This window comes from Candidatus Cloacimonadota bacterium (genome assembly GCA_019429305.1).
In the GTDB taxonomy this organism is placed as follows: domain Bacteria; phylum Cloacimonadota; class Cloacimonadia; order Cloacimonadales; family JAJBBL01; genus JAHYIR01.
This window is the reverse complement of the sequence record JAHYIR010000001.1, coordinates 321,915-334,564: the sequence shown is the minus strand read 5'-3', so window position 1 is coordinate 334,564 and position 12,650 is coordinate 321,915. Positions and strand designations below refer to the sequence as shown.

The following is a 12,650-nucleotide window of genomic DNA, read 5'->3' as shown; positions in this document are numbered from 1 at the left end:
TAATGTTAACTATTATGAACATCTTTTGTTACCTTTATTTCAGGTAATCACTTACTTTGTGGTTTAAAAACAGACCCTTGCAGAACAAAAGTCTGTTCTGAAGCGGAAAATTAGTGAGAAGATCAAAGAAAGATTTGTTATCGGTGATAACTATCTTTGACTGATTGCAATGTTTTACTATTTCATAAAGGTCGTATCTCAAAGGGTAATGCTTGGGGGATTTGGTTTCTGGTAAAAGCTTGACCAAATGACTCTTACTTTTGGGAAATTTCGTCTTAACAAAGAGATATTCATAAGGTGAAGAATACTTCTTCATCAATAACCTAATTCCAATCCTAGTGATTGGATTATTAATATCAAAAACAAATTTTCGTTCTTGAAAAACATTATCAAATAGTTCCTGCGGTGTGCCGGGGAATTTCTTTCCTTTAGCTTCTTTAGAGGGCTTTATTTGTAGTAATTCTGCCATATTTCTGCATAGTTCAAGAGGACTCTCTACTGGAGGATTGAAGCGAACATTGACGCTCTTTCCAAAACCGAAAGTAGCGGAAGAAGAGTTGCCTTCTGCTTTTTTTTGTGTTTGTTTGTTACGGGAGAGAATTAAAACAAGATTATCTTTACCACTGGGACTATGTTCTTCTAATGCTTCAATGTTTACTGACGGTTCGTCAATTAATGCATTAAAAAAATTACGCTGGTATTCTGGTAGAACAAGAAGCATTGTTTGGAAGCAGGGTGTCCACCGAATGGTCTCTTTGACTATCTCATAGTTCATTCCGAAGTCTTTCGGAAAATAGAGGGCAATGCTCTTTTTGTCGTTGAAGATTTTAGAGAAGGAAATACCATTTCCGGAGATGGTATGCTTAATCATATCAACAGATTTCCTCCTATCTTTGTCATCCTGAGTGTTCTGCTGTTTGCTTCTTGCTATCCTTGACAGCAGAATTTATCGAAGGATAAACTATACATACTTGATTTTGCATCTTCCTCCCCCTTCGATACAATTCCCGAACGGGTAAGCAAGAAGCATACCGGGAATCACTCAGGGTGACACTGTTATCTATCATAAACTTAAGGCGTCTCGACTTCGCTCGCACTGAGGAAGACACTTCTTCGTGGTTGCATGCGAGCTCGACGAAGTCACAAAACATGATTAAAGGCGGTGTTAATCATTAATTATAATACCAATTATCTCATCTTATTTTACTTTATCATGAGAGACCGAACCATCAATTTTCGAATAGGGGATCATAATAAAGACGGTTGTTCCTTCTCCTTCTTTACTCTTAACGTTAATCTTACCGGAATGAAGCTCAGCTATTCTTTTAGCAGTAGACAATCCCAGTCCTAATCCGCTCGATTTATATTCTATTGTACCTGAATGATGGGTTAGAATATCTGTAAGTTCATGAAATGGGATAAAAATATTCTCCAGTTCATTAGCGGGGATACCGATTCCATTATCTTGAACATAAATCACTAAGGTTTCTTTATTATCAATCTCCTCATTGTGGAATGAGGATTTTCTGGCACCTATCTTGATAGTACCAAAATCTTTAGTATAGCGGATTGCATTAATCACGATCTGATAAATCATCAGATATATGGCTTCCCAGTTTGCATCTATATCCGGTATATCATCTTTCACTTCCAGAGAGAAAATCATGTTTCTTTCTTTTGCTATCGTCTCTGCTTCATCAACAATGACCTGTAACATGTTTCTGATGTTAATTCTGACTTTAGGGATAGAAGAAAGAATACTGTATTTTGTAAAACTAAAGATATCATTGATCTTATCAGAGATCTTTCTGAGGAATTCATCTGCTTTGGTAATAACTTCTTTTTTCTCTTCGGGAGATGCTGCCTCTTCTTTTTTTAATTTGTTCATATAGCTCCTTAATACCATTAGCGGAGTGTTGAGTTCATGTGAAATGAGCCCCATAAATTCGTTCTTAGCTATATCTAAAGATTTAAGCTCTTGAATGCTCTTCATGAGACTAAAATACTGTTGTGAATTTTTTAGAGCTACTGAATATTGTAGGAGCATTATCTGCATCAAATCATGGTTGATAATCAATTCTCTTTCAGGTTCTCCATAATTATCCAAATAGAGTAAACCATGGATCTTATCTGCTACCACCAAGGGAGCACAATAGATTGAGTGCAATTGATAATCCTGAACACTAATAGAGTTCTTGAAAGTATTATCTTCCATAGCATTGATAGTATAGACAGAATTTCGTGTATTGTAAACTTCACTTAGCACTGTCTTGCTGATATAAGTATGGTCTTGCAGGATATTATGGTAACTATCCATAGCGATCTGATACACGAAGTTTCCGTAAATATCTTTCTTGATCAGAAATGCTCTGCTGCATTGAACGAAGTCAATACAGAATGATATTATGGCATGCTCTATTTTCTCTAAGTCTAACAGAGAAAAGATTTCATTGGTAGAGGTCATTAGTTGCTTCATCTGGTTGATGCTCTTATTAATCGCAGAAATATCACGGATTCTGATCAACAGTGAAGTTAGATGAAGACGAAGTTCTCGTGCTGCCTTCAGTTCTTGTCGGGTAAAAGCCAATTCTCCCAGATCACCAATTATCAAACAACCTACTATAATGCTCTTAAATCGTAAAGGTATGAAAAGTAAGTGGTTATTTTCAATCTCTTCCTGAAAAATTTCATTGTTACGGATACATTCTCTGATCAATCTGTCAATTTTTGCTGTAAAGAGGAGTTTTTCTCGGAAGTTATGATTCAAGAATGGACGATGCCCTTTATTGTAATCATCAAGTAAGACGAGTGAGTATGATTGAGGAGCAAATAGTTTATTGAGCATCTTACCGATAAAAAACTTAAATCTCTCTACTTCATCAAGCTTGAGTAATTCATATAATTGTTCTTGCCATGGTTCGAAAGTGAAGAATTGCCGTTTGACAATTGGTTCCTGAATCAGCTCAAGGGGGCTATTCATATCTACAAGAGTCTTCTTTTTGTAGCTGGTTTGATATTGTCGGGGAAGACCCTGAACTGCTGATCTGACTGCCAATACATAAAGTTTATAGTATTTATTGGCTTGTCGTCTGGCATTCAGATCCCAATAAATAATAGTCAGAAGTTTATAGACCTTGATTTCCAGATGGAAGAGTTTTTCTTTCTGTATCTTTTCAAGAACTGAAAAGAGAGAGCGGAGGACAATACGTAAATTAATATTCTCATCCTGTAGATCGATCTGAGCATTAAGGATTTTCAAGACAAGATTCCAATAAGAATAATTATATAGTTTAGTTAATTTTTGTGCCTTATCCGAAAGCTCTCTTGCTTTGGGAGTGTTAGCCAGAGCGAGATGACATTCTATCATCTTAGTATAAAGAATACTCTGAGCATAATAACTACGGTTTCTCTCAGCATAGTCAAAAGATGTATTTAAATTCTCTAAAGCTGAATTATATTCTCTCTTATTAAAATCAAGAAGTCCTAAAGCTTGATAATAAAATTCTTCTTCCTGGCTGCTCAAGTAATCTAGTTTAGTGCTTTTGATCAAAATATTTGAGACCAGATCATATTGACCAAGATCGATCAAGAAGTTAATATATGTTTTTACCAGTGGATTTACTTCGGTTATTACATTGTTAAGCAGTTCCGGGTTGTTTTCTTTTATGAATTGATAGTAATCTTTGAAACCCTCTATCTTGACTTTAACTATAGCCAGATTATGAATGATAGCCCCATAAAATGATTTATCTCGACATTTGGCAATCTTAGATTTAGCTCTCAGTAAACTATTCTCAGCCTCTTCGTATCTGCCGAGTTTGATATATGCTTCTCCAAAATTGAGATAGGTTAGAACTTCACAGCGGAGATGTTCAATTGATGTACAGATCTTTAAGGCATTTTCAAAATTAGTCAGAGCATCGTTTGTATTTCCCTGCCTTAATGCCAGATCACCTATATTGTTATAGACCATCCCCAGCATTCGGGTATAATTTATTCGTTCCCAAACCTTTTTCGCCATGTTGAAGTGATAAAGGGCTTCATCAAACGCCTTTTCTTGGCTGTAATAAATCGCTAAATTATTATAAAAACTCCCTAATTTTGCAAAATAACCGGGCGTCTCCATAGGTTCCAGATTCTGCTTAAAATCTTCTAATAACTGAATGGCTTCTTTTCTGTTACCTGTCCTTGCCGCATAGAGTGCCTTTCGGTCTATATAAGCAACTTTTAGATCATGTGACATATCTAACAAATCAAGTTTATTTAGATATTCAGCAGATTTATCCAGTTTGTTTAACACTAAATAAGTCCAAGCAAGATTGATCATTACGATGATCTGTTGTCTTCCCGTTATTGCCAGTTTGACTGCTTTCTCAAAATCCTTTACACCTTCCGGGTAATTTTCACAAGCATTGTTCAAGATACCTCTGATATAATATTTTTCAAATATATTAGGCATTTTGCTGATCGAGTTAAAGAGTTTTAAGGCAGAACTAGCCCTACCAGTCAACTCAGATAATTCTTGAAATAAGAGTAAGTCATTTAAGATATCTTTTTGCGGTAATTCATAATCACCAGAAAAATTCTGCGCAATGATATCGCTAACCAACTCAAAAGACTTCTCTTGATTACCCGAATTCGAATAGAGTTTTGCTAAATGCAGAGTGTATTTTCTGATTTGATCATGATCACCTGCCAATTTAGCATTTTTAATTATTCCTTCACAGATCGATATCTCAGTTATTGGATGGAGTTCGAAATATGCTAATGTTTTTTTAGCGATAGCGACTTTAGTTTTTTTGTCTGTTTCTGAAAACAAGCGTTCTCTTGCCTCTTGGAATGTAAAGTAGTAATAATCACCCTTTTTTTCAAGAATATGGTTATTAATACAGTCTTTTAGTAAAAAGAAGAGTTCTTTGTTCTTGATATTAAGGAGATATTTTATCAAATTCGCTGATAAAGGGGTATGCGTCACTGATAATATTTGTAAGGCGTTATAGCTGCTATCTGAGACATGACTAAGATTGTTATATATATTATGAATTATTCGCTCAGGAAGTGGATATTTCTCCCAATCAATATCAAAACTAAAATGATTTCTCTTCCAAAGCATTTTTTTGTTTATCAGATCAATCAAGAGTTCCCTTATATAAGAGGGATTACCGTTTGTCTTCTGATGCATATGCTTAGTAAAATTGCTTGGAATTTCAGTATTTAACAATTGCTCTATATATGACTTAGTTTTCTGGAAATCAAAAGGTTCAACTTCAATGTGAATTGGATGGATCAAGCCGCTGACACTACCAGGATTGTCGACACTTAGTATAATCAGTATCTTATTTAAACGAATGACCTTGGAGATATGATTGATAAAATCGATTGTCTCTTGTGTGAGAAAATGACCGGCTCTAATGATAAAAATAAGTGGACGTTCTTCTGAGAGAGCTTCAATAAAATTTTTGGAGAAAGTAAAATCACGAGCTAGATCCTTTCGGTTCTCTTTAAGAGTACTGGCTAATTCCTCTGATTCATAAAGGAATTTCTTTAATTTCGCTGAGATGTTAACTAAATTCTTAGAAATTTTCTGATTATTGGCTAACGAAGAATGATACTCCTTGATTAAAGCAAAGAATGGGTCTTTCAAATTCGTCGAACAGGTGTAGTCAAAGACAAAATATTCGTTAGTTAACAAGTGGTAACGAAACAACGTAAGTATATTATCCTTGCCGAGTCCTTCTTCACCGGAAAGTACTACAACTTTTCCGTTCTGTGTTTTAACCAGCGGTATATAATCGAGTAGATCATGTGTATAATCTTCGCGCAATAGATAGGAGCTGTTTTGAATTGAATTCACCAAAGAAAACTTGAGAGAATAGGGATATTGATTAGTCTGGATACGGTTTATATAGCCAATAATACTTCTCGCATCAGGAAATCTGTCTTCTATATTCTTTTCCATCAGTTTAAGGATCAATTTTTCTAATCTGGGTGGTATGGCAGGATTGATCTCTCTGGGAAATTTCGGGAATAAGCTACTTCTGCTACCGGTGATCATGTCTGATAACTGCTCTAATGTATAGGGCAGTGTGCCGGTTGTTACCTTGTACAAAGTTACTCCTAAAGCATAGAAGTCACTTCCCGGAACACCTTTTTTGCCTCTATAGATCTCCGGTGCAATATATGGTAGAGTACCAGATACGTGTTGTTGATTCTTTTGCAAATCTACTTTAGTAAAGCCAAAATCAAGGATTTTGACCTTGATACCTCCTTCTTCCAGAGAGTACATGATATTATCTGGCTTGAGGTCTTTATGAACAATATTTAGCCGATGAAGCTCATCTAATCCATAACAAGTCTGCACAATTATCTTATATAAATCTGAGATACTACTGGAGTTAAAGTTAAACTGCGATAAGGTCTTGCCTTCGTAATATTCGCTTAAATAGTAGATATGTTTATCACTATTGCCGAAATTCAAAACTTTGATCAAATTTGGGTGTTCGATTTGTGTTATCAGGAACATATCTTCGGCAGAGAACTTCTCATAGATACTCTGGGAATCTAATTTCTGGAAGACTTTCAGGGCATATATCTTATCTGTGCGCAGATCTTTGACTTGATAGACAATTGCCCAAGCACCCATCCCGAGCCGTTCTATTACCTTGTATCGAGAATCAATGATCATTCTTGAACTTCCTCCACTCAAACCTATTCTAAGAATCTTTAATACATTTGTTTGTCAAGATTTCATCTTATATGCTTTCTACCCAACTTTTTAAAGAGCATAACAGCATCTAACTAGATATCATAATAATCTAGTTTTGATGGCGTTAATCAACGTTATAATCTTCAAAACAATTGTCATCCTGAGTGTCCTGTCGGCATCTACTTGCTGTTCTCAACGACAGGATGTATCGAAGTAGGAAGTATATTCATCCCCTTCGTCTTTGCCTACTATAAATCATTAAATATCAGTAATATACAACTTATCTACCCTTAGGTAACTATATAGTCGGATAGATCCGACTATATAATTCTCTAAAGGTAGAGGTATTTTTCAAGAGTATAGAAACCTGAATAGTACTTGTAACAAAAGATAAAAAGGTTGAACAGAGTTGATGTGTTAAAATGGTTACAAGGTGATAGTGATAAGATTTATAATATGGGGGGACTAATCAACGTTCTCTTAATTTACCAAAATCAGCCATCTCGACAGGATTGCATCCCACTATTTTTCATCGAGACTAAAGCGTCTCCCACTTTTTTGTCATCTCGACTGAACACCTTTTCTTTGTCATCTCGACTGGAGCGAAGCGCAACGGAGATATCTCAACACCAGATCACTTTAAACACAAAATCATAATTGCTATACCAACATCTGTGATGAGATGCCTCGACTTCGCTCGGCATGACAAGGAGGGAGGGTGTCATCTCGACTGGAGAAAGGATCACCATAGTGAGCCTTCCGTAATGGAGAGATCTCATTACTGCTAAAGTTCAAAAAAATACAACCACTGAGACACAGAGAACACAGAGTAAAAGAGGACACGGAGAAAAAAAGAGTTAACGACGCTCCAGCGGAAGAAATAGCACGGGAAAAAATAAACCATAGAGAACACAGAGTAAAAGATGACACGGAGAAAATAAAGAGAGAAGAATTTCTTCTTCTCTCTTTGGGGTTGCTATGAGAGAGTCATTTCAAAAACTGTATTCGATACCTATATTCATCAAGAAACCATTAATTTCCCTAATGCTATCTATAAAACCATGAGGTTGCAGATTTATTTCACTTTTCATCTTACTATATCGATAAATCAACTTACTTAATAACTGAAAGTTCGAAGTAATAGTGTATTTAAAGCCAGTCCATGCAGCTGTACTCAAACCGGCATAAGAATCAAAAGTATCATAACTATGAGAATAGTCAGGATTAATTGGTGTAACCTTTTCATTGAGGAAGCCAAGCCCGAAACCACTACCAACAATAGTAGTAATTTTCTGGCTCAGCGGAATATTGTATTGAAGATTAAACGTAAGAGGAATAAATGTGGTTTCTACTTCGCTTAGTTCATCTCTCTGTTCATAAGGTGTTGTTGTCTGAATTATCTTACGTGGTGCTGTTAAACTCTGCTTAAGATAGTCTATACTTAATTGAGCTTCCATAAAGGGGTCAGATAGTAGCCAATTGTCAGACCGTTAATAATTCCTGGCTCGAGTTCATGCTCAGCCATTATCATACCTGTTCGTAAACCAACATTGAAAGTTCTGGCAGTAAGAGTTGTCGAAGCTAAAAGTAAGAGGGTTAAGAGTATTATCTTGTACATGATTACCTCCTTTTTTATTCATCCAATATGCTCTCTATAGATACAACAAAAAAAAGGGAGAAAAATTACGCTTTAATAATATGTAAATCGCATATAGGATTATGGAACAAAAATTGCATTAATACTTAGAGAAAATAGACATGGGAGAAGGTATGGTGAATAATTTCATTGAATTGCTTGAGAAAACAGTACAAAAGTATGATGATGTCAAATTCAGCTTCAGTTATAAGATCTGGGAAACCGATTTCCTTCGTTTTTTTAAGAGCGAGATCAATTACAATATTTCAAAGCAGGCAAGGTCTTTGTCGGCTACGGTCTATAAAGGGAAAAAGAACTACTCATTTGATTTGACTGATCCCGATGAGAGCAAGTTGCAGGCCAATATCGGAAAAGCTCTCTCTGTAATTGACAGATTGCCGGAGGATCCTGATTTTGTCGATATTGAAGATAACCTTGATAAAGCTCAAGAGAGAGAGAAGGTCAGTAATATAGAAAAAGTGCCGTTAGCGAAAAAGATAGAAATATTGGAGAAGATATCCCAAACCATTGCACCTTATGGTTTTAAGATCTATGGGACTTTTATCTGCAACTATCAAACTGACTATATAGTTAACAGTAACGGTGTAAACAAAAAGATGTGCAACAGTCCGATCATGCTTGATCTGAAAGCTGTCTCAGAAAAGAATGAAGTAACAGTCATCGAGTCTTTTGGTAGTGAAGATATAACAGCTTTTGATCTGGATCTATTTATATCACAGCTTTCTGCTAAAGTAGAACGAGCCACAAAAGATATTATTGATGTAGAACCGGATCATTACGAAGTAATTTTGGCACCTCGTTGTATTGGGGAATTTCAGGCTTATCTTGTCGGAGCTTGCATGTCTGCGTATGCCTATGACAGGAAAGTGAGTTATTTCGAAGACAAGCTTAATCAGAGAGTTTTTCCGGATAATATAAATGTAGCAGATGACCCTGATTATCCAGGAATAATAAATTATGAATACAATTCGGAAGGTCATATTTATCGTAGACTAGATGTGATTGAGAATGGTGTTTTCAAAAACTTTTTAGTAGATAATTATTATAGCCATAAAACCGGTTTAGCAAAGAATGGGGCAGAGGCTAACTGTCTTGTCATGAGAGAAGGCGATAAAAAACTGTCTGATATGATCAAAGGTGTCAAGAAAGGACTCTATATTTCTAATCTGCATTACATGAATTTCATCAATAGAAAAGAGACATCGGTAACAGGTTTGACGCGTGACGGCACTTTCCTCATCGAAAACGGGGAACTAAAGAATGTGGTTAACAATCTCCGGTATACTGTCAAAATCGTAGATGTAATAAACAAGATCACAGAAATAGAAGATAAATTATCACTCGTGCCGGCTTCTGAGAATTATGGTGAATTCGGTATCAACAGTTATGCAATGCCTCATGTCAAAGTATCGGCATTCAAAATAACCTCATCCACAAAAACAATATAGGATAAATGATATGAAGAATATAGTATATGATATAATGAAGAAACTCGAATCAGCAGAGATCACATTTGCAGATGTAAGATTGACCTCAACCGACTATCAGAGCATATATTTTGAAAAAGGTGCTCTAAAAAACATTAGCACAGAACATGATTCTATAGCTTTAGGTGTCAGAGTACTCATCAATGGTTGCTGGGGTTTTGCTGGGATCAATAATCTCAATCCGGCAGGAATAGATAAGATGATTAATCGTGCCTTGAATAATGCCAGAGCCGGCAGTTTGTTCAAGAAGGAGAAAATTACTTTCCCGGCAATTAAACCAACTGTCGGTAGTTATCAATTCAAACCGCTGGAAGATCCTTTCTTGTTATCTGACGAAGAGAAGTTAGATTATCTTGGTAAAATAGCCAAAATGCTTACTGGTAATGAAAAAATCGTCCATTCAAATCTCTATTGCAGTTTCCATAAACAGTATAAGGTTTACATCAATTCAGAAGGTACTTTTACCGATATGCTTGTTTATGATACTCTTCCGGTTATGGAGGTTACAGCATCTGACGGAGAACAGGTAATGAATCGTACCTATCCGGGGCACATGTCTGCAAGACGCGGTGGTTTTGAAGTTGTTAGAGATTATGATTTTCCTGCTCATGCGGAAGAGATAGTTCAAGAGGCGATAGATCTGTTATCTGCATCAACGATAACAGAAGAGAGAGCAGATTTAATCATCAAAGGTGGTCACCTTGCCCTGCAACTTCATGAGTCGGTAGGTCATGCTACTGAGGCAGATAGAATTTTTGGGATGGAGATCTCCTATGCCGGGAAAACATTCATTAAACCGGAGATGCTCGGTAAATTTCGTTATGGTTCTGAACATGTAAATATATATAGTGATAGTACAGACCCTAAAGGTATTGGATATCATCCAGTGGATGATGATGGAGTACCAGGTCGGAGAGTAAATATAATCAAAGATGGTATTCTCGTAAATCAGCAAACTTCTCGTGAAGTAGCTCACAAATTAGGTTTAGAGCCGAGTTCTAATATGAAGGCATCCTTCGCAGATGACTTCCCATTGATCAGAATGACTAATTTCTGTTTGGCACCGGGTAAAGGTTCTTTAGACGAAATGATCAAAGACACTGAAAACGGATATCTGGTTGATTACACAAAGACTTGGTCAATAGATGACAACCGTAATAATTTCCAGTTTACAACGGAGATAGGGTGGAAAATAAAAGATGGAAAAATAATCGGGATCGTTAAAGAACCGACTTATTATGGCATTACTCCTGAATTTTGGAATGCTTGTGATCGTATCTGTGGACTTGAAGAGTGGGGATACTTTAGTACTTTCCATTGTGGTAAAGGTGAACCGGGTCAGGCAATGCATCTATCTCATGGTGTAGCACCTGCTCGTTTTAAGGATGTTGTGGTCAATGTTAAGGCATAGCAATGATGGGAAATTAACTTAGAATTAATTTTATCAATGATTTCTCTTGACTTTTTTAGGGGATGATGTGGTTGATTTTTCTGTAAATTTAGGATAATTTTCTTGAGGTAGTGTCGTTAATGGTAGAAGATTGGGTAATACCCGTTTAAAGTTGGTTTGAGGTTAGGGATTTTTATATATGAAAATCGAGAATGGTCATAAGGTTTTAATAGTTGAAGACTATCGTCTATTTGCCGATATACTAAAAAACTATCTGGCTGAAAAGGGGTATGAATCAGTAATTTCCGAGACTGGACAAGGTGGAATTAAACTTTTTGAAGAATACAAACCGGATATCGTTTTGGTTGATATATCTCTTCCTGATATCAATGGATTAGAGGTTATTGAAAAAATTAGGGCGCTTTCTGATAATATTCCGATTATAGTGGTATCAGGTACTGATGATATTAATGTAGCTATAGAAGCGGTGAGACGTGGTGCCTGGGATTATATCCTTAAGCCGGTAACAAATTTCCAGATTTTCGATAACACAATCTTCAAGGCGTTAGAGAAAGCTTATTTTCAGAAGAAGGAGAAGGTCTATTTAGAGAGACTGGAAAGGCATTCTCTGGCTGCAAAAAAAATGCAGGAACGACTTTTCCCGGATGAAAAGGTTGTCTGGAATAATTATTCTTTGAACCGCCATATTATACCTTCTATAGATACCAGCGGTGACTTTATTGATTACTTTATGATAGATAATGATCATTTTGGCTTTTATTTGGCTGATGTGGCTGGACATGGAGTAGCAGCAGCTTTTCTTACGATCATTCTCAAAAGTTCTATTACTCTCTATCTGAAAAAGTATAGCCAGATGAATGATGATACAATATTGAACCCCGCTAAGATATTAGAGTTATTGAATGCCGAATTACTACAAGAGAACTATATGAGGCATATTACCATTTTCTATGGCATTGTAAACATGCGGGAAAATTATATGACCTTTGCCAATGCCGGTCTTTATCCCTTTCCGATCATTTTTGATGGTAGAAATAGCTATTTTATTGAACAGAAAGGTTTGCCTCTCGGATTTGTGGAAAAAACAGACTATGAATACTCTACTAAAGTGCTTCCTGCTACATTTTCCATGCTCTTTCTATCGGACGGTATTCTGGAGATCATGCCTGCTATTAACCCTGATTCACAAAAACTTGAATTGTTAAAGTTTATTCAGGATCCTAAAGATGATGCTGATACGATCCTTGATAAGATCAAAGAACTCATTGCCAACCAATACAAAAAAGAGATACCGGATGATATTTCGTTCTTATTAATGAAAAAGTCCGTTTAATATCTTTTTTAATGACAATTTTGTTTATTAATATGACAAAACTAATATCATCCCTG

Annotated in this window: 7 protein-coding genes; 3 read left to right on the top strand and 4 right to left on the bottom strand. The window is 36.0% G+C overall.

The window, feature by feature from the left end; all coding sequences use genetic code 11:
* Positions 1 to 34 precede the first annotated feature (34 nt).
* The 4 genes from K0B81_01320 to K0B81_01305 all read right to left on the bottom strand — a co-directional run bounded on the left by K0B81_01320 (position 35) and on the right by K0B81_01305 (position 8,324).
* Entirely contained in the window at positions 35 to 871 is an 837-nt protein-coding gene (locus K0B81_01320; GenBank protein ID MBW6515240.1) for a hypothetical protein, read from the bottom strand.
* Between the two features lie 327 nt (positions 872 to 1,198).
* Positions 1,199 to 6,685, bottom strand: coding sequence for a protein kinase (locus K0B81_01315; protein ID MBW6515239.1), 5,487 nt, complete (start codon positions 6,683 to 6,685; stop codon positions 1,199 to 1,201).
* Positions 6,686 to 7,698: 1,013 nt separating this feature from the next.
* Positions 7,699 to 8,163, bottom strand: a complete 465-nt coding sequence (locus K0B81_01310; GenBank protein ID MBW6515238.1) for a hypothetical protein — start codon at positions 8,161 to 8,163, stop codon at positions 7,699 to 7,701.
* A complete protein-coding gene (locus tag K0B81_01305) occupies positions 8,148 to 8,324 on the bottom strand; it encodes a hypothetical protein (GenBank protein MBW6515237.1) in 177 nt (58 codons plus the stop codon). Before K0B81_01305 ends, K0B81_01310 begins: the two co-directional genes overlap by 16 nt.
* 152 nt (positions 8,325 to 8,476) lie before the next feature.
* Here K0B81_01305 and K0B81_01300 point away from each other — a divergent pair, with 152 nt between their 5' ends.
* The 3 genes from K0B81_01300 to K0B81_01290 all read left to right on the top strand — a co-directional run bounded on the left by K0B81_01300 (position 8,477) and on the right by K0B81_01290 (position 12,594).
* On the top strand, positions 8,477 to 9,811 hold the full coding sequence (locus K0B81_01300) for a TldD/PmbA family protein (protein ID MBW6515236.1): 1,335 nt from the start codon (positions 8,477 to 8,479) through the stop codon (positions 9,809 to 9,811).
* Positions 9,812 to 9,821: 10 nt separating this feature from the next.
* Positions 9,822 to 11,261, top strand: a complete 1,440-nt coding sequence (locus K0B81_01295) for a TldD/PmbA family protein (GenBank protein MBW6515235.1) — start codon at positions 9,822 to 9,824, stop codon at positions 11,259 to 11,261.
* 178 nt (positions 11,262 to 11,439) lie between these two features.
* Complete coding sequence (locus K0B81_01290; GenBank protein MBW6515234.1) at positions 11,440 to 12,594, top strand: fused response regulator/phosphatase; 1,155 nt, start codon at positions 11,440 to 11,442, stop codon at positions 12,592 to 12,594.
* Positions 12,595 to 12,650 lie beyond the last annotated feature (56 nt).